Origin of the sequence: Natrialba taiwanensis DSM 12281 (genome assembly GCF_000337595.1) — an archaeon.
GTDB lineage: Archaea > Halobacteriota > Halobacteria > Halobacteriales > Natrialbaceae > Natrialba > Natrialba taiwanensis.
In genome coordinates, this window is sequence record NZ_AOIL01000052.1 from 1 (window position 1) to 20,796 (window position 20,796).

Here is a 20,796-nt window from a genome sequence, read left to right on the forward strand (position 1 = left end):
TCCCTCGCGCCATCAGAGATGTGTATAAGAGACAGGTACCGAGACGGACGACAGCGGATAGTCCCCTGACAGAGAGCCAGCCACCCTGAACGCAGACACCAGCACAGAACACACCAACCCCTTCCTTTTCGGTTCCCGATTCCGATCGTCCGACCCGCTCGGACCCATCAGTCAAAGGGTATAAATTGGCCTGACGAATACGAACGTGATGACGAACTCGTGGGCACGTAGCTCAGTCCGGACAGAGCGTCGGACTTCTATCCTCATTGGGATTGCAATGGGGGAAGCCATCCGATGGTCGTGGGTTCGAATCCCATCGTGCCCGTTATCTGCGAACGACGTGAGCAGTAACGGCACCGGGATTCGAATCAGGGAGGCGTTACTGTGACCGTGGTTCGAATCCCATCGTGCCCGTGCGAAAACTATCTCCGCGTTGCGGGACTGCTCGACGAGAACGGCACCCGACGAGACAACCATCACATTCGCAGTCGCCACGTTGGCGAGGGGAATAGCGTCTTGAACGCGTGGAATTGAATTACGACCGATAAATACGGAGAGTGGATTAGCTGAAGTCCCAACTCCCAGTAGAGACCTGGCTTTCTGCGCTCCCGTCTTGTGCTACGACAGTGAGTTCACCAGCCGAATCCAGCGTGTAATCGGAGGTGGAACCGTCAGTAGAGAACCCGCTGAAGTTAGACGTACTATTAGACAACGTCGCTGATTCGCCCGCAGCGTTCACGTCTAACTCGATTTCAGCCACATTGTTGAAATCATCACTACGAATGATGAAGGTACTCGCATCTTGCGGGTCCTCAATAGAGACATCAATTGTCCCGTCATCGTTGGCAACGTCCGTTCCAACAATTGCGTTCACTGGACCCTCACCTACACTATCGCCCATGTCAAGCACGAACGCTGCGATCACGGCTGCAAGAATGACAGTTATTGCAACCATGAGAATGACACCAATAACGGGCGAGACGGCGCGCTCCTCTTCGTTGCCGATCAGTTTGACTCGATATTTCGCAAGGTCCATTGTCATTTTGTGTTAGCTGAAGTCCCAACTTGCCGTTGCAATTTGACTCTCTGCACTTCCATCCTGCGCCACGACGGTCAATTCACCTTCTTCCTCACTAATCTCGTGCACGTTGGCGTTATTACTAATCTCGGACTGCTCAGAGGAATCCGGATTGTAATAGAATGTGTCCGATTCGCCAGCAGAGTTCGAATCGAGTGTTGTCTCATCGATATTGTCTCCTCGGACAACAAATGAACTAGCGTCCTGAGGGTTTTCAATAGAAACTACGATGCGCTGTTCGCCAGTGTCTACATCTGTGCCAGCAAGTTCGTTCACTGGTCCCTCGCCCATACTATCGCCCATGTCCAGCACGAACGCCGCGATCACAGCTGCGAGGATGACCGTTATTGCGACCATGAGAATAACACCAATAACAGGCGATACGGCGCGCTCTTCTGCGTTACCAGTCAGCTTGGCTCGGTATGTTGTAAGATCCATCGTTTGCTTTTGGTTCTGTTTACGCACCCATCAACGGTGAGAAGACGTATTCTGGGCGCCCTGGGAGGCACCCGGCGACGTTTGAGGGATTGGAGATCGTCGCCTTTTCGTCGTCTTCTCGCCGTCTTCCGGTGCTGATAGCAACCAGTAGAGTACCGGTATATATAACTAATCGATAGTGTACCCTTTCGAGTCACATCAGGAACCCTATGGGTTTCAGATCTGATAATCAAGGCTATATAGAGAAGTTACAACACCACCTTGAACCCGCGCTATCTTGCATTCTCAGATCTGATAGTGCTAGCGGCAGGATTTTTGTCTCTGCGCTGCTGGCACAGATGAACTGAAACCAGTCGGTGATCGACGAGCATGAACTCGCACGCCGACGATGGTGGTACGGTGGTCACAGCACCGACCACTTGCGTCGCGTCAGGAGTAACGGCTGCAACCGCGTTTATTGCTGTGGAATTGCGATTCCAATAAAGACTGAACGTGAGAATCGATGCACTGACCATCGTTCAGTTCTGGCATCGGTTGTACGACGCCGAAAATCAACGCCGGCTTGCTGGTCCATCAATGGCCAATACAGAGTTCACCAAATGATCGAAGCCACGGGACAGATACACCGGTGGAGAGGAGAGCGACTAGCGGCTAGCCTCGAACCGCTGGAGCACAACAACCACCCTGTAGAGAAGATACGTCACGGCCAAGCCAATCCCCATCCAGAACCACGCGACAACGATTCCGCTGTCCGCTTCCTGTCCGCCGCCGAAAATACCGATTGCTGTACAGACGACAAGGATACTGATCACTACCTGTCGAATGTGAGAATTCTGATCGGTGGCCATACGTCCGGCATTCTGTTCGATTGCCATCACTATTACGATAACTACAACGTCAACGACGGAAACAAACACCGATGGTTCGGTGTGGAAGGCGACACTCCGCTTGAGAGCTGAACTCGGGGACTAATGACCGTTTGGCAGCCGGGATACCGCTGTCAATCGAACGCAAATCCGGCTGCGGAGACTGCAAGCCCAGCCGCGAAAAAGGGGAAACCGGGTTCGACAGCAAACTCGAGAAGTGTAAAGTGAAGTCCAAAGATCGTTAGTTTGAGCCCCGTCTGGTGGCCATCGAGTGGTGGTATTACGCCACGTACTCAGTTCCACTCACACCAGTATTCGGATTTCGACCGGCAACAGAGGTTGTGGCAGGCGGCTCCTGCTCGTGAGAACGCCGAGCCGCGGTGTCAACTGAGACGGCTCTGAGCGGCCGCTCGCTCGTCAAGCGACTCTTCGGCTGGAAGTAAACTGTCTCTCCGCGTTTCTCAGCGTACGCATGCAGCTGCTTTTGCGAGTTCAGTTCGTTCGATCCGCGCGTCGCCGGAGAGCAATCGCGGCGCAAATCGACGGTCACGCGGTGGACGACGAGGCCCGGTGAAAACCGATGCGGACGATGCCGTCGGCGAGTTCGTCCGTCGACTGTATCCGGTCGGTTCGGTACGTCGTCTCCTGGTCGAGATCGGCCTCGAACGGCGGAAAAAAGAGCACTCGTTCCTGCGTGTTCTCGTATCGAATGAGGCGTGTATCGTAATCGCTCCAGTAGAGGTCCCCCAGAAACGTCTCGCCTTCCTGAACCGAAACGGCGGGTTTGTATTCGAGGGAGGAAGAGACCACGCGAAAGCGCGCAGCGGGATAGAAGTCGTTTCCGTAGAGTCGAGCCTGGAAGTCGGGTTCAGGTTCGGATTCGGCCTCGGGTTCAGCTTCAGATTCCGGTTCCGATTCAGAACTAGATCCGGATTGCGCCGAGACGCGCGTAGCCCCGATCGATTCGGAGACGAGCGCACCGAGGAGAAGTGACCCGGTTCGCACGACCGATCGTCGTGAGATGGAGTGATAGCCTGGGTTTGACATAGTTGTCTCGCCGGTTGCCCGGTACTGCGTCGGTCTCGATCGCGCGAGTTCACTTATTCGCCGGTCGAGAGGACCTCACTGCTGGTACACGTCGGAACTGCATAAACGGCGACGATGAGAGTACAGGGCAGCGTAGTGGCCGGCGGGGCGTTCCTGCGCCGGGCGAACTCCTCACTGTCGGGTTCAGGAGAGAGCTGTTCGTGCGGTCTCGGTGGCAGCACTGTCCGGACGATCGGTCTAGTAACACGGATGTCACGTGGTTGGTCCCGCGTCTCTGCAGGCTTCATACGTCGCGGTAACATAGTGTAACTACATGAGCGACGAGACGACACCATCGAGTTCGGTGCCGGTAACGCCGGAGCGCCCCGACAGCCCGGTCCACATGCAGGGTACCGATCACATCACGATCTGGGGAAGCAACGCCGAGGACACGATCGAGTTCTATCGCGACCTGCTGGGAATGCCGCTGGTGCTTCGCCAGCCGAATCTCGACGATCCCTCGCAGACGCACCTGTTCTTCGATACGGGCGACGGGCGGATTCTGACGTTCTTCGTCAGCGACGACCGGCCATCGAACCGGCGCGGGCAGCGCGGCGGCGTCGGAGCCGTCCACCACCTCTGTTTCAGCGTCGATCCCGACGAGTACGAGGAGACGATGGCCGCACTTGAGGACGCGGGCCACCAGTACAACGTCTTCGACCGGGGCATCTTCCACTCGATCTACACGTCGGACAACAACGGGCTCGTCATCGAACTCTCGGCGGACAAGTACGAGATTCCGAACGACCGCCGCGGCGAGGTGCTGGCGAAAGCCCAGGAACTGCGCGAGTCCGACGGTGCCGAGTACGCCAAGGACGAGCACCTCCGCGGGGCTATCGAGGAACTGGGACTCGAGGTGGTCGAGAACGACTTGCCCGACGCGAGTGCGGGCGTCGGTGGTCTGGAATGAGTGACGCGAGCGACGGTATCGACGGTCCCCATCAGGACCAGCCGCTCGTCACGGCCGGCACCGAACTCGGGGACGCCACGGCCGCGGTGATCCTGGTTCACGGACGGGGTGCGACCGCCCGGAGCATCGTCCAAATGGGGCAGGAAGTCCACCGCGAGGGTGTCGCCCTCCTCGCACCGCAGGCCGAGCGCAACGAGTGGTATCCGAACTCCTTCCTGGCTCCCGTCGAGTCGAACGAGCCGGGCCGGTCCTCGGGTCTACAGGCGATCCGGGATGCGATCGAGACGGCGACCGACGCCGGGATTCCGACCGAGCGCGTCCTGGTGCTCGGCTTCTCGCAAGGGGCCTGTCTCGCGAGCGAGTTCGTCGCGCGCAACCCCCGACGGTACGGCGGGCTGGCGGCGCTGAGCGGCGGCCTCATCGGTGACGAAATCGAGGCCGACGACTACGCGGACACCGACGGCGACCTCGACGGAACGCCCGCCTTCCTCGGCTGTAGCGACGTCGACCCGCACATTCCCGAGGAGCGAGTTCACGAGACGGCGCGCGTTCTCGAGGCGTTAAACGCGGACGTCACCGAGCGCATCTACGAGGGGATGGGCCACGGGGTCAACGAGGACGAACTCGATGCCGTCGCGGAGCTGGTCGCTGAACTCGTCTCGGCGTCGCAGTAAGGTTTCCTCGTCGACCCGGTTTCGAGTGCAGTACCCGTCGTATCCGTTAGCAGCGACGACGTTCCGATTGACGCGGACTGGGGCTTATGCTGCTCTCCGTACTAGCACCAGCTAATGGCCTCGAACCGATCGGGACGGCGCGCGTTCGTGGCACGCACTGGTCTGGTGGTCGTGGGAGCGGTCAGTGCTGGCTGTCTCGGATGGGGAGGCGACTCGACGGGCGACGCCGAGACCGACGAGTCGGAGCCGGTCGTCGACGTGGCGGAAGCGACGACAAACGACACCGATCCCGAGACCTGGGCGTCCGTCTCGACGGTCCGACTCGACGCCTTCGTCGGCGGCTGGGTCGGCGTCGAACCCGCACACATCGACCGCGTCGAGAATCCGACGCTCGTGCTCCTCGAGGGACGGGAGTACGAGTTCACCTGCGAAAATCGGGATAACGTCAAGCACAACCTTGCGATTTACGACGCGGCCGAGGAGGTCGTGGATGAACTCGCGACGGGCGTCGTGGCTGACCGTGGCGAGACGGCGAGTCTCACCGTCGAAGCGACGGCGGAGATGACGACCTATATCTGCGAGCATCAGCCGGTGATCCAGCGGGGAGAGATTGAGGTTATCGATCCGGACCGGTGACGGTGTGAGCGTGTGCGTTCGCGTGAGTGCGAATATGAGCGTGAGTGGGGCCGGAATTCGGGGCCGATGACGGGTCGAATGTGAGGACCTATTGGCGGGATGACTGATGGACACTACGTAGCAGACTGCTGTGGTACGACGGTCGGCTATGGCACAGTCACAGATGCTCGAAGACGACGTAACGATTGTAACCGGCGGATCGAGCGGCAACGGACGTGCAATCGCGCGTCAGTTCGCGACGGAGGGATCGGATATCGTCGTCGCGGATATTCGAGACTCGCCGCGCGAGGGCGGCACGTCAACGCACGAGTTGATCGAGGAGGAAACGGACGCCGGCGCGGCGTTCGTCGAGTGCGACGTGACGAGCGTCGACGACCTCGAGAACGCCGTCGACGCGGCCGACGAGTTCGGCGGCGTGACCGTGATGGTGAACAACGCCGGGATCTTCCACGGGGAGGAGTTCCTGGAGACCAGCGAGGACGACTTCGATCGGATGATGGACATCAACGTCAAAGGGGTCTACTTCGGGGCGCAGGCGGCGGCGAATCGGATGGTTGAGGCTGACGGCGGCCGCATCATCAATCTCTCGTCGATCGCCGGCCTCGAAGGAGCGGGCGATTTCGTCACCTACTGTGGGACGAAGGGGGCGATTCGCCTGCTGACTTATGCGATGGCGGCGAAGTTGGGTCCGAAGGGTGTTCGCGTGAACACGATCCATCCCGGGCTGATCGAGACGACGATGACGACCGACGATGTCGAAATCTTCGGGACGGAGGCGGAGTCGGGATACCTCGAGACGATACCCTCACGCCGGTCGGGTCAGCCCGAAGACGTGGCAGACGCGGCACTGTACCTCGCGAGCGAACTCTCGTCGTACATCAACGGCGAATCGCTCGTCGTCGACGGCGGGCTGACGAATACGCAGTGAGTCGGCTGTCTGTCAATGGGGGACGACTACCGAACGATTGTCACCGGCATCGGGGCCCGGCGGGCGATCCGCTCTGCAACGCTGCCGAGAAGCACTCGAGAGACGCCAGACCGGCCGTGGCTGCCGACGACGATCTGATCGACATCGTTCTCCACCGCGAACGAGACGATCTCCCGATCCGGCCGCCCGACGGCGGTCTCGGTCGTGAACTGGACGTTCTCGCTGTTTGCGAGTTCAGCGGCTTCTTCGCGGAGCGTGTCGGCGGCGGGGTCTTCTTCCTCCGTGAGGAGGTCCTGGGCGTAGTTGATGCTTGCTCCGGTCGAGCCGTCAGCGGCTTCGACGACGCGCAGCAGGATGATTTCGTCGTCCGTATGGGTGGTAAATGCGTACTCCGCGGCCTGCTGTGCTGGAGCCGAACCGTCGTAGGCGACGAGGATTGTCATCGGTATCTGTTCGTATCGTTCCCGGAGCGTATAAAAACGGCTGTCGTCAGAGATGTGCAGAAGAGAGGGGTGGTATCGCTTTCGAAGCGGGACAAGGTCGATTAGCGATTGCCGGTCTCGCGTCCGGTGCTGCCGTCCATGGCCGGATCGGACCCGAGCGAGAGTCGCACGAAGATCGGGACCGTGACGATTGCGATGGCGATTTCGAGGCCGCCGACGACGAGAAACGCCAGGTCGTAGCTGTAGGTGCTGGCGACGGTGCCGCCGACGAGAAAGCCACCGAGGAAACCGAGGCTGCCGGCGAGATTGAATCCGGCCATTGCGAGGCCACGCTCGCGTTCGGACGCGAGATCAGTCACGAGCGCCATCGTTGCCGGGGAGACCAGCGCGCCGAGAATGCCGACAACGACCATCGCCACGGCAGCAGTGCGTACCGACGGGGCGATGCCGACGCCGAGGATACCGAGCCCGTAGCACGCCGACCCGGCGACGATCGGAATCGTTCGGCCGATGCGATCCGAGAGCGATCCCATCGGATACTGGAGCAGGGCGAACGGCGCGAAGAAACACGCGAGCAAGAGCCCGGTCGTCCCGGCGTCGAGATTGAACACGTCCTGGAAGTAAAGCGTCCCCACGAGAGCGAAAAAGCCCGCCGTCATCCGATCAATGAAGCCGAACGCGTAGGGGATCGACAGCGTCGGTCGACGGCGGACACCCTCGAGCAGCGCCCGCGCGGTCCGGCTCGTTTCGGGCGTTCGGTCGGCGAGTCTGGAGACGAGCGCGCCGACGAAGACGAGCAGTCCGGCCGCGACGAGCAACGGTGCGACCGGATCGAGTTCGGTGAGTTGGCCGCCGATCGGCGCGCCGAGGGCCGCCCCGAGGCCGATGGCGATGCCGGCCGCTCCCATGTTGCGGCCGTGGCCGCCCTCCAGATCCATCAGCATGGTCATCGTGAGCGAGAACGCGCCGATGGTCATCGCGCCCTGGAAGACCCGCAGGAGGAGGACGGCACTGAAGGGGATCGATCCGAGGGCAGGGACCGCCGCGAGGGTGGCGTAGCCGACGGCTCCGGCGAGCGCGCTCGCGACGATAAAGGGGGTTCGCCGACCGCTCATATCGCTTATTGCGCCCCAGACGCCGACAAACGCGACGTAGGCGGCGAACTCGGCGACGAGGAACCACATGCTCGCGTCGAGCGTCGTCGCGGTGAGTCCCGAACTCGTCGTGTCCGCGCCCAGCACGGAGACGAGCGTGCCGATGCCGGGGTAGAGTAACAGTTGGGAGAACAACACGGCGAAGACGACACCCGCGAGCACCAGTCGGTCACGATCACTCGAGTGCACGCTGGCTCCTTCGGACTACGACCCTATGAAGCCGTCCGTCTCGGTTCCGTCGTCGCGGGACGTCATCTCGGTGCGATCGGTCCGACGCGTCGGCGGGACCGCTCCGTCGTGTGCAGCCCTCAAGACGACTGTCAACGGACTATTGCTTTACGGCTCACACCGACGGGTTTTCGTCGGTGGAGGACGCTTCAAGAACGATGACATACACGCGTCGACGCCTGCTGGCGATGGGTGGGGCGACCGCAACAGCGGCCCTGGCTGGGTGCTCCGGGCGGCTCGAAGGAACGCTCTCCGCGGGGCCAGCAACCGTCTCCGCGGACGCACGAGCAGAAACCGGCTACGACGAACACACCGTCGAAGAACTCGTCGTCGAACGGACGGTCGGCCGATTCGGTATCGAGCGGACGATCGAAGCGACCAACTGGTACGCCGAGTACGACCGCGCAATCGCCCTCGATAGTCTCGGCCTGACACGCGCACAAGCAGCAGTTACTGCGGTACTCACCACACCACAGGTATCCGTTCTCGGGCGAACGTTCAACCCCGTCGGCGATCTCTCGACGGCCGAACTCGTCACCATGATCCAGAACCGGTACGACGGACTCGAGTCCGTCGAGTTCGAAGACGAGACGACCCACTCGATACTCGGGTCCGAGACGACCGTCGATCGGTACGTGGCGGAGGCGCGCCTGATCGACGCCGGGGCGACGGTCGACGTGTACCTGCAGGTGTCCGAACCGGTCGAACACGACGAGGACTTCGTGATCTGTATCGCCGTCTATCCGCAGGCACTCGGATTCGAAGCGGAATCGGACGCGGTCGAAACGATGTTCGAGGGCCTCGAACACGACGCAGAGGGCGACTAGCGAAGGCGCGGCCGACGGTGAACTCGTCTCGCGGCGAAGCGACAGGCGGCGACTGCGTGCTATATGTCAGCACGTCCAGCGGATTTTGCCGTTACTGCGACGCATATGTGGATGGAGTAGTATGCATACTAAACATGAGTGACGACGCGAGCGACGGGACCGACGCCGAGTTCAGTGCGGACGGATTCGGTACGCGAAGCGTCCACGCCGGGCAGGAGGCGGATCCGGAGACGGGTGCGCGAGCGCCGCCGATCTACCAGACGACATCCTACACCTTCCCCGACGCGGACACGGCGGCCGAGCGCTACGCCCTGGAGGACGACGGCTACATCTACTCGCGGATCAGCAATCCGACGGTCGAGACCCTCGAAGACCGCCTCGCCTCGCTCGAGGGCGGCGCTGGTGCGGTCGCGACCGGCAGCGGCATGGCCGCGCTCGACTCGGCGACGCTGATCCTCGCCGAGGCGGGCGACAACGTGGTCTGTTCGACCGATACCTACGGCGGGACGACGGCTTACTTTTCGAAGACGGCGACGCGACGGGACATCGAACCGCGATTCGTCTCGACGCTCGAGTACGACGCCTACGCGGACGCGATCGACGAGAACACCGCCTTCGTCCACGTCGAAACGATCGGGAACCCCTCGCTCGTCACGCCCGACTTCGAACGCGTCGCCGCGATCGCCCACGAGCACGGCGTGCCGCTGGTCGTGGACAACACCTTCGCCACGCCGGCACTGTGTCGGCCGCTCGAACACGGCGCGGACGTGGTCTGGGAGTCCACGACGAAGTGGCTCCACGGCTCGGGAACGACGGTCGGCGGGGTCCTCGTCGACGGCGGCTCGTTCCCCTGGGGTGAGCACGGCTACGACGAAATCGCCGGGCAGAACCACGCCTACCACGACGTCGATTTCTCGCGGGACTTCCCCGAGGCCCCCTTCGCCGCCGCGGCCCGGTTCCGATCGCTGCGGAGTCTCGGGAACCAGCAGTCGCCGTTCGACGCCTGGCAGACCCTCCAAGGGCTCGAATCCCTGCCGCTTCGGGTGGAGAAACACTGCGAGAACGCTACCATCGTCGCCGAGTACCTCGACGACCACGACGACGTGGCCTGGGTCACCCACCCCGGTCTGGAGTCGCACCCGACCCACGACAACGCCACAAACTATCTGGCCGACTACGGCGGCATGGTCGCGTTCGGCCTCGAAACCGGCTACGACGGCGGCAAGACCTTCTGCGAGAGCGTCGAACTCGCCGGCTTCCTCGCCAACATCGGCGACGCGAAGACGCTCGTGATCCACCCCGCCAGCACGACCCACGGCCAGCTCTCCCCCGACGAACAGGAAGAAGCCGGCGTGACACCCGACCTCGTCCGCATGTCCGTCGGCATCGAAGCCCCCGAAGACATCCTCGCGGATCTCGACCAGGCCATCGAAGCCGCGACACGAACACCGACGGGAGGGCACCCGCACACATGACGAGAGACACCGTCGACCTCGGCGAGTTCACCTTCGAATCCGGCGAGTCGATTCCCGAACTCGAGGTGGCCTACGAGACCTACGGCGAGTTCACCGGCGACAATGCGGTGCTCATCTGCCACGCGCTGACCGGGAGCGCCCACGTCGCGCGCCGGCCGGACGCCGGTGACGAGACCGCGGGGCAGGCGCGGGCCTGGTGGGGCGACGTAGTCGGCCCCGGAAAGGCGATCGATACGACCGAGTACTACGTCGTCTGTGCGAACGTGCCGGGCTCGTGCTACGGAACGACCGGCCCCGCGAGCACGAACCCCGAAACGGGCGAGCCCTACGGCACCGACTTCCCGCCGGTGACGGTCGGCGACTGGACCCGCGCCCAGCGCCGACTGCTCGATGAACTCGGCGTCGGTCGCCTCCACGCCGTCGTCGGCGGCAGCGTCGGCGGGATGAACGTGTTGGACTGGCTCCGGCGGTATCCGGACGACGTTGGCCGGGCGGCCGCCGTCGCGACGGCGGGACGACTCGACGCGCAGTGTCTCGCGATCGATACGGTCGCGCGACGGGCGATCACGAGCGATCCCGACTGGAACGGCGGCCACTACTACGGGGTCTCCGAAAGCGAAGCGAACGGCGGCTCGTCGGGGGAGTCCAACGGTGACGGCGGTACCGGACCCAAGGACGGCCTCGCTCGGGCGCGCCAGCTCGGACACATCATGTACCTCTCGAAGGCGTCGATGGCGCAGAAGTTCGGTCGGCGCTCGGCCGGCCGCGAAACGGTTCGCGAGGAGCCGCCGGATCCGGCGGCCGCGTTCTTTCCCTACCGCGAGGTCGAATCCTACCTGGACTACCAGGCCGAAAAGTTCGTCGACCGCTTCGATGCGAACAGCTATCTCTACCTTACGCGCGCAATGGACGATTTCGATCTCTCGACGGGCTACGAGTCCGATACAGCCGCACTCGCCGCCTTCGAGGGCGAACTGCTGCTCCTGTCGTTTACCGCCGACTGGCACTTCACCGTCGACCAGGCCGAAGCGCTCGCTGAATCGGCTCGCGACGCCGCTCTCGATGTCGCACACCACGTCATCGAATCCGACCACGGCCACGACGCCTTCCTCGTCGAACCCGAGACGGTCGGGCCGCCGCTGTCGGCGCTCCTGGCTGACGGGCTTGCAGGACGACCGATTACGGACACCGCCGAGTCGAACGCATCAGCGCCGTCCGAAACGTTCGCCCCCGTTCACACGAGTCTGTTTTCACAGTGATTCCCGACCGCTGCGCTCGGTCGCTGCGGTCATGAGGTCGATGAACTCGTCCGGGAGATCGGTCGTGCGGACTGTCAGGGTTTGTGGGCGTGTCCGAACGATGGAGAGCGGCGAAAGCGATACATGGACGAGTTCAAACCGAGTCGACAGTCCAACGACTGCTCACGTCGAAAGACGAAGTGCGAGCACGTACGTGACGATAATCGCCGCAACGAAGAGGAGAATCTGTCCCTGCAAGAGGAAGAAGAACGCGCCGAGTATCCCGATCGGATACACGAGCGTACTACCGAGACTGCGGTCCGGAGAGTAATCGCTCGGAAGTTCTTCGGTCTCTGCTGCCATACGTACCGGTATGCGTGCCGAACTAATATGTGTTTATATTTTCACAACTACCTATGCGTCGGGGGTCCGTTCTAGCGAGGAGACGGTACCGTCGAATGCCGTTCGAGGAACAAGCGACGAGAACGTGGATAGACGGTTCGAAACTAGGCTTTTTTATATATCACGTTCGCTGGTGTATTCGTACATGACTAACAGCGGATCGCGGAGCGACCGCGGAAACGGTAGTGAGAAGCGCAGACGGTTGCTATCGAAACGGCTCGCCCTCTTTGGCGTCGTCGCCGTGCTCGTACTGACGGCCGGTTGTCTCGGCGTCCTCGGCGGCGGTGACGGCGAACCCGCCGAGCACGCGCCTGCGGGCAGCAACATGCTCTTGCACGTGGACGCGGACGTGTTGAGCGACGAGGACAACCAGCAACTGGTCGACGCGTTCGCCTCCGTGGAAGACGAGAAGGCGGTCGACGATCAGGGAGACGTCGTCAGCGAGTTCGAGAACGAAACGGGACTCGACATCCGCGAGGCGAATCAGTTCCTGCTGTTTGCAAACACCGAGGAGGGTCCCGTCGACGAAAGCGGCGGCATCATCGTCTACAGCGACTGGGAAACCGATGCCGTCATCAGTGCGATCGAGGAGGAAGACGAGACGGAGTACGAGCAGACCGAGTTCGAGGGCGAGGGCGTCCTCTACGAACCGGCTGAAGACCCCGAGTACGGAGCGCCGCAGTACGTCGGCGACCTCGGTGACGGCCGGTTCGTCTTCGGACCAAAAGCACCCGTTCGCGGAGCGCTCGAGGTCGAATACGGCGATGCAGACCCGGTCTCCGGCGACGTGCGGGAGGCCTACGACGAAACGCGGGACGGACATGTGACCCTGGCGATGTCGCTTCCCGACGGGTCGGTTCCGGAAAACGATCCGATGACCCCCAACGTCGATGTCAGCGCCTTCCAGAACGTCAGCGTCATCACCGGCGTCTACGACACGGACGGCGGCGAGGCCGGCATCGAGATGGGAATCCACGCCGACAGCGAGGACGACGCACTCGACGTGAAAGACGTGGTCGACGGCGCGATTTCGATGTTCAGCGGCTCCACGACGAACGACGATCTCAAGGACACCCTCCGCGAGATCGAGGTCGAACAGGATGGCACGACCGTCGACGTCTCGTACTGGAACGACATCGACGAACTCGTCGAGTTGATCGAATCGAACGACCTGTAAGTCAGTTCGAGCGAGAAAGAGAAACAGAAAAAGAGAGAACAGTACCGTTCCCGCTGCTATCGAACGTGAAAGCAGCGGTTACCGAACAGTACCGGCCTGCAACTCGCTTTTAATCGGCTGCGTTACGCTGTCCGTGTTGCCTGCGTCCCGGATCGGCCTGCGCGTACTGATCGATGACGCTGTAACTCGGCCGTCGTCGAGCAGCCCACCGTCGCAGGTCACTCCCGAGCAGGTCGAGGCCGGTCGCTCGCATGAACCGCCGTGCAGGCGGCGATCGAATCATCGTAATCAAGGCCCACATCGTTCCCGCCGTGAACGATCCCATCGCCGAGAACGTCATCCCGAGCGTCAGGAACGTCGCCGAGTAGACGTACCCGATCGTCATCGACGGAATGCTCGTCCCGAGGGGCACTCGTGAACTCGGGTTCAACAGCGTCGGCCCGAGAAAGACGATAGAGAGGCCGCTTCCGATCATGAAGACGAAGTCTTGCCACATCATCAAACACGCTTACTCGATTGTGAGTTAAAACTCTCTCGATCGGGAAATAAGCAGTTACAACCGACATTCGTGCTGAATCGAGGTACCAGATCCGAACTAGGAACGGTCGAGAACGGCCTCCGAAACCAGCGTCTCTTCGACGGCCGCCATCGAGGAGACGGTAACATCGCAGTGCGGTTCAACGGCCGGTTTCGGCTCGAATCCGATCGCGAGCGACGCAGCCTCGAGCATCGGTAAGTCGTTCGCGCCGTCGCCGACCGCAACGGTGCCCGCGAGCGAGACGCCGACCGTCTCCGCGAGTTCAGCGAGCGCATCGTCCTTGGTGCCCTCGATCAGCGGACCGTCGACCTCGCCGGTCAGTTCGGCTTCGGTTACCGGCAAGCGATTCGAGACGATGTGATCGACGGTTACGCCCTCGCGCTCCAGTGCGGCCGCGACGCCGCGTTCGAAGCCACCGGTGAGAATCGCCGTCGTCACGCCGGCCTCGTTCAGCGTCTCGATGAGATCGGCCGCCCCCGGTCGGAGTTCGACCTGGTCGAAGGCGGCGGTCGCGTCGGCCTCCGAGAGCCCCTCAAGCAGGGCGGCTCGCTCGCGGAGACTCGTCGCGTACCCGATTTCGTCGTTCATCGCGCGATCCGTGATTTCGGCCATCTCGTCGGCGACGCTCCGGCGCTCGCCGAGGAGCACCGTCATCTCCGAATCCGAGAGCGTCCCGTCGAAGTCGAAAGCGACGACTGTCATTGCCCGCCGATTGTGGCCGGTCGGATAAACCAGTTCAGGTTTCGGGCAGGTTTGACGCAGTGTTGGAAACCGGCCACCTGCGGAGTCCCATCGAAAGAGGCACCGAAACGCCCCGTCCCGGGCGGTAGAACACGCCCCAATCGAGTCACGTCAGGTGTCGAGAACCAAACCAGAACATTCACAAGTGCACTTTCAATACACAAACTTAGATTGTATAATGCGCGAAATCGACCCGAGACCCGACGTTCACAACCAGACGGAAACCGACAGTAGCGCCGACCCCTCACGACCACACGGCGATATTCCCCAACTGTTCCGGATTTCCCGACGAGGACCATCCGAATAGAGACGAAGACAATGACTGCAGACCTCTCACGACGACACCTCCTCTCCAGCGTTGGTGGCGTTGGATTCGCCGGTCTCGCCGGCTGTGCCGAAACCGAGTTGGGCGATACCGAAACCGCGTTCACGATCGTTCCCGGTTCGGATCCGACCGGAGCCGGCGACTCCTGGGATAACTGGGGCGGGATGACTCCCTACTGGACGCGCGTCGTCGAACCGCTCGTCTGGGGAACCGAGGATATGCAGCCCCAGCCGTGGCTCGCTACCGACTGGACCGCAACCGACGAGACCACCTGGGTGTTCGAACTCCGCGAAGGCGTGTCGTTTCACAACGGCGCGGAACTGACCGCTGACGATGTCGTTCATTCCTTCGAGGAGGACATCCTCACCGAGCGCGGCGACTTCGTCCACGGCTGGCTCCACGTCGAACCCGGAGGCGTCGACCGCATCGACGACTACACTGTCGCGTTCGAGACGACCGACCCCTTCCCTGGCTTCCCCGGCACGATCGCACACAACATGATCGACATCCAGCCCCCCGAGGCCGACCGCCGGGCCGGCGACATCATCGGCACCGGGCCGTTCGAACTCGCGAAAATGGATCAGGGCCAGCAGCTCCGCGTCGAACGCTTTCCGGACTACTGGGGCGGCGAGCCAGCCCCGACTGAACTCGCGTTCCGGGCCGCCGAGGACGCGACGACGCGAACCGACCTGCTCGAGGCCGGCGAGGTCGACCTCGTCTACGAACCCGCAACGAGCCGTATTTCCGGATTCCGCGATCGCGACGACATCCGGATCGAAACTCAGCAGTCCTCCGGCTCTCGATTCGTCTCGATCAACATTCACCGAGCGCCGACCGACGACACCGATCTACGGCGAGCGCTCAACTACGCGGTTTCCCAGTCGGAAATCGTCGACACCGTCCTCGAAGGCATCGGCGAACCCGCACACGGACCGATCTCGACGGTCATCGACTGGGCTGCAGACGAATCGCTACCGCGCTATGACCGGGATCGAGACACGGCGCGCGAACTCGTCTCGCAATCATCTTACGACGGCGAGGCGCTCACCTGCCTCGTCGAAACCGATATGGACGACGGCCGGACGCTCGTCCAGATCCTACAAAAAGCGTTCAAGTCGATCGGGGTCAGCCTCGATATCGAAGTGCTCGAGAAAGCGTCGCTACAGGACCGCACCGATCGCGGCGAGTTCCATCTCAAACTCGGCGAATCCCAGTCGAACAGCCCGGCGGCGGACTACATCATGTGGGAAAACTTCCACACGATGGGCATCGAGAACAAAGACCTGTACGAAGCCGAGGGAACGGGACTGTACAATCTCGGCGGGGAGGTCGATGACCTGATCGAAACGGGATTCCAGTCCTACGATGCAACGGAAACCCGCGAGTCCTACATCGCCGCACAGCGTGCGATTATGGATGCAGCGGTTGTCATTCCCCTCTTCTACGAAGAATACGTCGTCGCCGCAGACGCCTCCATCGATGGGCTCGACCTGCACCCGATCGACAAGTTCGCCCAATGGGGCGACCTGACACGGACAGCATAACATGGACGACGCCACGTACCTCCTCCACCGGCTTGGAACGTCGATCATCGTCCTCCTCGGCGTTTCGGTCGTCACCTACGGGCTGCTCTTTCTCACGCCCGGCGATCCAGCCGAGGTGATCCTTACCCAGCAACTCGACCGCCAGCCCTCCGCGGCCGAAATCGAGTCGTTTCGGGCGACCCACGGCATGGACGACCCGATTCCGGTCCAATACGTGAACTGGGTAACCGACGTACTCCGGGGCGATCTGGGCACCTCCTACTACAGCGATACGGCGGTGTCGACGCTCATCGTCGACGCGCTCCCGCTGACGATCGAACTCGCCGTCGCCTCGCTGCTCGTCGCGCTCGCGATTGCGATCCCGACCGGCGTCTTGAGCGCCGTCCACCGCGGCTCGGCGATCGACTACGCGAGTCAGCTCGGCGCGCTGGTCGGCGTCTCGATGCCGAACTTCTGGCTCGGCTATCTACTCATCCTCGTGTTCGCGTTGACCCTTGGGTTCCTCCCGGTCGCAGGCGCAGGCAGTTACGGCCAGCTCGTCCTGCCCGCGATCACGCTCGGTACCGGGATGGCCGCCGTGCTGACGCGACTCATCAGGAGTTCGATGCTCGAGGTGCTGGATGAGGCGTACGTCGATACCGCACGCTCGAAAGGGCTGCGCAAGCGGATCGTCCTCTACAAGCACGCGCTGCGGAACGCGCTCGTTCCCGTGGTGACGATTCTCGGTGTCCAACTCGGATCGCTTCTCAACGGGGCCGTCGTCGTCGAAATCGTTTTCCAGCGGCCGGGACTCGGAATGTTACTCGTCGACGCGGTGTTCGAACGAAACTATCCGGTCGTGCAGGGGATCACGCTCGTCACGGCGGGTATCTTCGTCGGAACAAACGTGCTCGTCGACCTCAGCTACCGGTACCTCGATCCGCGGGTGGAACTGGGAGGTGAGACGGCGTGAGCGGCGTGAGCGGCGTGCTCGGGTCGGTCGGAACCACCGTTCGCCGTCGTTACCGGGCCCTCCGAACCTCCCGCAAGGTGGCTGCGTTCTGTGCGAATCCGCTCAACGTTGTCGGGCTCGCACTCGTCGTCGCGATCGCGGTCGCCGCGGCCGTCGGCCCGTTCATCGCACCGTACGACCCGACGACACAGCAGCTGACGAACAGGCTACAGCATCCTTCGCTGGCGCACCCGCTCGGAACCGACCAGCTCGGCCGGGACGTGCTCTCGCGACTCCTCCACGGTGCGCGGCTCTCGCTCAGTATCGCCGTCGCCGTCACCGGAATCAGACTGACTCTTGGGACGACGATCGGCCTGCTCGCGGGCTACGCCGGCGGCTGGACCGACGAGTTCTTGATGCGACTGGTGGACGTGCAACTCGCGTTTCCGGGACTCGTTCTCGCGCTCGTAATCGCCGGGATTCTCGGTCCGAGCCTGCGGAACGTGATGCTCGCACTCGCGCTCGTAGGATGGGCGTCCTACGCTCGTCTCGTTCGCGGAACCGTCCTCACGACGAAAGAGCGCAACTTCGTCCGAGCGGCGCGGCTGCTGAACGTCTCCCGGTTTCGGATCGCGACGCGACACCTCCTCCCGACCGTCGCCGGTCCCGTCGTCGTCCTCGCGACGCTGAACATGGGAACGGTCATCCTCGGCACCGCCGGCCTCTCGTTCATCGGCCTCGGCGCACAGCCGCCGACCGCCGAGTGGGGGACGATGCTTTCGGACGGCCGTCACCACCTCCGGAGCGCCTGGTGGATCGCGAACGTTCCCGGCGTCGCGATCATGCTCACCGTGCTCGGATTCACCCTCCTCGGCGACGGCCTTCGGGACGTGCTTGATCCGAAACGCGATGCAACGATCGAAAAACTATCCTGATCATGCAACAACCGAGAAAGACCGCGTCGGAGTCGACGCATTCGACGCCCGCGTTCGATACCGACGACACAACCCACACTGCCTGTACAGCCGAGTCGACAACCGATCTCCTCACCGTCGAGGGCCTCCGGGTCCAGTTTCCGTCCCCCGACGAACCCGTTCGGGCCGTCGATGGCGTCTCCTTCGGCATTGCCGACGGCGAAATCGTCGGCCTTGTCGGCGAAAGCGGCTGTGGCAAGTCCGTCACCGCTCGTTCGATCATCGGACTCGACCCACCGGAGGCGGCCGTCCGCGGCTCCATCGAACTCGACGGTACTGACGTGACCGCCGCGAGCGAGCGACAGCTCCGCCGACTCCGCGGAGATACCGTTTCGATGGTGTTCCAGAACTCGATGGAGACGCTCAACCCCGTCCTCGATATCGGTGAACAGATCGCCGAATCGACCAAGGTCCACGACCACCCCGACTCACAGCGTCTGCTCGATTACCTTCACGCACCCCTGTTCAGCAGCCGCGCCGACTGGCACGAGCGCCGCGAACACGCGGCCGATCTCCTGGATCAGGTCGGCATCGCCAGCCCCGAAGAGCGCGTCGACGACTATCCGCACGAACTCTCCGGCGGCCAGATCCAGCGCGTCGCGATCGCACTCGCACTCGCATCGGACCCCGACTTGCTCATCGCCGACGAACCCACGACCGCGGTCGATGCAACCACGCAGGCACAACTTCTCGATCGATTTCGCCACCTCAACGACACCCGCGGGATGGCACTGCTCCTGATCACGCACGATCTCAGCGTCGTCGCCGAACTCTGTGACCGAGTCGTCGTCATGTATGCAGGGCAGGTAGTCGAAACCGGACCCGCAGGACGCGTTCTCCGCGATCCGAGCCATCCCTATACCCGGGCGTTGCTCGACTGTCTCCCACAGCGCGTCGACCGCAACGAACGGTTGCCGACGATCGAGGGAGCAGTCCCCGACCCGACCGACGACCGTTCCGGATGTCCGTTCGCGCCGCGGTGTGAACGTGCGACCGACGACTGCCGACACGGCGACGTACCGACGATCGATCTCGGAGACGGCCGCGGCACTGCGACTTGTTACGATGTCGACGATAGCCGGCCAGCGGCCCCCTACAACCGACCCGGGATCACCGTCACCGCCGCTTCGGACGAGTCCGATCCGACTCGAGAACCGACGCCCGCCGCCGAAACGCCCGCCGCCGAAACGCCGAGTTCAGAATCGACGGCGCGCTCGTCGACAAGAGAGAAAACGCGACCGGAATCGACGGCCGACGGCGACCGGGAGCCGCTCGTCGAACTCGAGGGCGTCACGAAGCAGTACGCGACGGCGAACGGGCTCATCGATCGCCTGTTCGGAGCCACCGCTACGCGACGTGCAGTCGCCGATGTCGACCTCGAGATACGCGCGGGAGAGACGCTCGGCCTCGTCGGCGAAACCGGCTGCGGGAAAACGACGCTCGCCGAACTCGTCACCGGGCTGGAGACGCCGACGGCCGGCGAGATTCGGTTCGGCGGGGACCCAGTAGGGGGCGTCGAGAGCCGCTCGGCCGAGACGCTCGCCGATGTCGGCGTCGTGTTTCAGAACCCGCGGTCGAGTCTCAACCCGCGACTGACCGTCGAGCAACTCGTCGCCGAACCGTTGCGCAGTCGGGGATGGTCGACGGACCGTCGCAGAGAGCGCGTCCGGACAGTTCTCGATCGGGTCGGGCTCTCGGAGCATCGCGCAAGGAGCTATCCGCACGAACTCTCCGGCGGACAGGTCCAACGCGTTGCGATCGCACGTGCGATCACTCCCGATCCGACGCTGGTCGTCCTTGACGAACCGGTTTCCGCACTCGACGTGTCCATTCAGGCCCGCATCCTCAACCTCCTCTCGAAACTGCAAGCCGAGTTCGGACTGACATACCTATTGATCTCCCACGACCTGGCCGTCGTCGAACACGTCGTGGATCGCGTCGCGGTAATGTCCCGCGGCGAATTGGTGGAGATCGGCCCCGTCGACCGGGGGTTCGATCAGCCGACACACCCGTACACGAAGACATTGCTCGCCTCGATTCCATCGCTTTCGCCCGAGGAGACAGCCGGTGTCAGACCGTCCGCGTCCGACGGCGTCAGTAGCTCTCTCGACCGACCGACGCGGTAGTTTTTGCCACCCGTGTCGACAACGGAAGGGTTTACCTGCTCCGCCCGATTGTCTCGC

Annotated in this window: 21 protein-coding genes and 1 tRNA gene; 13 read left to right on the forward strand and 9 right to left on the reverse strand. The window is 62.7% G+C overall.

All coding sequences use genetic code 11. From position 1 onward, the window contains the following. Positions 1-221 precede the first annotated feature (221 nt). A tRNA-Arg gene (locus C484_RS15545) sits at positions 222-325 on the forward strand. 237 nt (positions 326-562) lie between these two features. Here C484_RS15545 and C484_RS15550 read toward each other — a convergent pair. From C484_RS15550 to C484_RS15565, 4 genes are all read right to left on the reverse strand, one after another. After that, positions 563-1,042, reverse strand: coding sequence for a type IV pilin (locus C484_RS15550; protein WP_006826854.1), 480 nt, complete (start codon positions 1,040-1,042; stop codon positions 563-565). Positions 1,043-1,048: 6 nt separating this feature from the next. Beyond that, complete coding sequence (locus tag C484_RS15555) at positions 1,049-1,516, reverse strand: archaellin/type IV pilin N-terminal domain-containing protein (RefSeq protein ID WP_006826855.1); 468 nt, start codon at positions 1,514-1,516, stop codon at positions 1,049-1,051. Between the two features lie 644 nt (positions 1,517-2,160). Continuing rightward, a complete protein-coding gene (locus C484_RS15560; protein WP_239640997.1) occupies positions 2,161-2,364 on the reverse strand; it encodes a hypothetical protein in 204 nt (67 codons plus the stop codon). A 564-nt stretch (positions 2,365-2,928) separates the two neighbouring features. Continuing rightward, positions 2,929-3,429, reverse strand: a complete 501-nt coding sequence (locus C484_RS15565) for a hypothetical protein (RefSeq protein ID WP_049915541.1) — start codon at positions 3,427-3,429, stop codon at positions 2,929-2,931. A 313-nt stretch (positions 3,430-3,742) separates the two neighbouring features. Here C484_RS15565 and C484_RS15570 point away from each other — a divergent pair, with 313 nt between their 5' ends. The 4 genes from C484_RS15570 to C484_RS15585 all read left to right on the forward strand — a co-directional run bounded on the left by C484_RS15570 (position 3,743) and on the right by C484_RS15585 (position 6,616). Then, on the forward strand, positions 3,743-4,378 hold the full coding sequence (locus C484_RS15570; protein ID WP_049915543.1) for a VOC family protein: 636 nt from the start codon (positions 3,743-3,745) through the stop codon (positions 4,376-4,378). After that, positions 4,375-5,052, forward strand: a complete 678-nt coding sequence (locus tag C484_RS15575; RefSeq protein WP_006826859.1) for an alpha/beta hydrolase — start codon at positions 4,375-4,377, stop codon at positions 5,050-5,052. The genes C484_RS15570 and C484_RS15575 overlap by 4 nt, the downstream gene beginning before the upstream one ends. 114 nt (positions 5,053-5,166) lie before the next feature. Continuing rightward, positions 5,167-5,688 (forward strand): hypothetical protein, encoded by a 522-nt coding sequence (locus C484_RS15580; protein ID WP_006826860.1) that lies wholly within the window; start codon positions 5,167-5,169, stop codon positions 5,686-5,688. A gap of 148 nt (positions 5,689-5,836) precedes the next feature. Then, complete coding sequence (locus C484_RS15585) at positions 5,837-6,616, forward strand: SDR family oxidoreductase (protein ID WP_006826861.1); 780 nt, start codon at positions 5,837-5,839, stop codon at positions 6,614-6,616. A 26-nt stretch (positions 6,617-6,642) separates the two neighbouring features. Here C484_RS15585 and C484_RS15590 read toward each other — a convergent pair whose 3' ends face one another. Together C484_RS15590 and C484_RS15595 are read right to left on the reverse strand one after the other, a co-directional pair. Beyond that, on the reverse strand, positions 6,643-7,059 hold the full coding sequence (locus C484_RS15590) for a universal stress protein (protein WP_006826862.1): 417 nt from the start codon (positions 7,057-7,059) through the stop codon (positions 6,643-6,645). Between the two features lie 101 nt (positions 7,060-7,160). Continuing rightward, positions 7,161-8,402: an MFS transporter gene (locus C484_RS15595; RefSeq protein WP_006826863.1), complete on the reverse strand. Its 1,242-nt coding sequence runs from the start codon at positions 8,400-8,402 to the stop codon at positions 7,161-7,163. 197 nt (positions 8,403-8,599) lie between these two features. Here C484_RS15595 and C484_RS15600 point away from each other — a divergent pair, with 197 nt between their 5' ends. The 3 genes from C484_RS15600 to metX all read left to right on the forward strand — a co-directional run bounded on the left by C484_RS15600 (position 8,600) and on the right by metX (position 12,002). Further along, positions 8,600-9,268, forward strand: coding sequence for a DUF6517 family protein (locus tag C484_RS15600; protein ID WP_239640998.1), 669 nt, complete (start codon positions 8,600-8,602; stop codon positions 9,266-9,268). Positions 9,269-9,402: 134 nt separating this feature from the next. After that, positions 9,403-10,743, forward strand: coding sequence for an O-acetylhomoserine aminocarboxypropyltransferase/cysteine synthase family protein (locus C484_RS15605; protein WP_006826865.1), 1,341 nt, complete (start codon positions 9,403-9,405; stop codon positions 10,741-10,743). Further along, the gene (gene metX / locus C484_RS15610) at positions 10,740-12,002 is read left to right on the forward strand and encodes a homoserine O-acetyltransferase MetX (RefSeq protein WP_006826866.1); all 1,263 of its coding nucleotides are present in this window, start codon (positions 10,740-10,742) and stop codon (positions 12,000-12,002) included. The genes C484_RS15605 and metX overlap by 4 nt, the downstream gene beginning before the upstream one ends. Positions 12,003-12,164: 162 nt before the next feature. Here the strand turns inward: metX and C484_RS15615 are convergent, their stop codons facing one another. Continuing rightward, positions 12,165-12,344: a hypothetical protein gene (locus C484_RS15615; RefSeq protein ID WP_049915547.1), complete on the reverse strand. Its 180-nt coding sequence runs from the start codon at positions 12,342-12,344 to the stop codon at positions 12,165-12,167. Positions 12,345-12,528: 184 nt separating this feature from the next. Here C484_RS15615 and C484_RS15620 point away from each other — a divergent pair, with 184 nt between their 5' ends. Next, complete coding sequence (locus C484_RS15620; protein ID WP_006826867.1) at positions 12,529-13,560, forward strand: hypothetical protein; 1,032 nt, start codon at positions 12,529-12,531, stop codon at positions 13,558-13,560. Positions 13,561-13,669: 109 nt separating this feature from the next. On the opposite strand, the gene C484_RS15625 is transcribed toward C484_RS15620, so the two are convergent. Together C484_RS15625 and serB are read right to left on the reverse strand one after the other, a co-directional pair. Then, entirely contained in the window at positions 13,670-14,059 is a 390-nt protein-coding gene (locus tag C484_RS15625; protein ID WP_006826868.1) for a hypothetical protein, read from the reverse strand. A 96-nt stretch (positions 14,060-14,155) separates the two neighbouring features. Then, positions 14,156-14,800, reverse strand: coding sequence for a phosphoserine phosphatase SerB (serB, locus tag C484_RS15630; protein WP_006826869.1), 645 nt, complete (start codon positions 14,798-14,800; stop codon positions 14,156-14,158). A gap of 357 nt (positions 14,801-15,157) precedes the next feature. Here serB and C484_RS15635 point away from each other — a divergent pair, with 357 nt between their 5' ends. From C484_RS15635 to C484_RS15650, 4 genes are read left to right on the forward strand one after another with little or no spacing between them, the layout of a single operon-like run. After that, positions 15,158-16,708: an ABC transporter substrate-binding protein gene (locus C484_RS15635; RefSeq protein ID WP_006826870.1), complete on the forward strand. Its 1,551-nt coding sequence runs from the start codon at positions 15,158-15,160 to the stop codon at positions 16,706-16,708. A gap of 1 nt (position 16,709) precedes the next feature. Next, the gene (nikB, locus tag C484_RS15640) at positions 16,710-17,660 is read left to right on the forward strand and encodes a nickel ABC transporter permease (RefSeq protein WP_006826871.1); all 951 of its coding nucleotides are present in this window, start codon (positions 16,710-16,712) and stop codon (positions 17,658-17,660) included. Between the two features lie 5 nt (positions 17,661-17,665). Further along, entirely contained in the window at positions 17,666-18,574 is a 909-nt protein-coding gene (gene nikC, locus C484_RS15645) for a nickel transporter permease (RefSeq protein ID WP_049915563.1), read from the forward strand. A 2-nt stretch (positions 18,575-18,576) separates the two neighbouring features. Beyond that, positions 18,577-20,739, forward strand: a complete 2,163-nt coding sequence (locus tag C484_RS15650) for a dipeptide ABC transporter ATP-binding protein (RefSeq protein ID WP_006826873.1) — start codon at positions 18,577-18,579, stop codon at positions 20,737-20,739. The last annotated feature ends 57 nt before the right edge of the window (positions 20,740-20,796 follow it).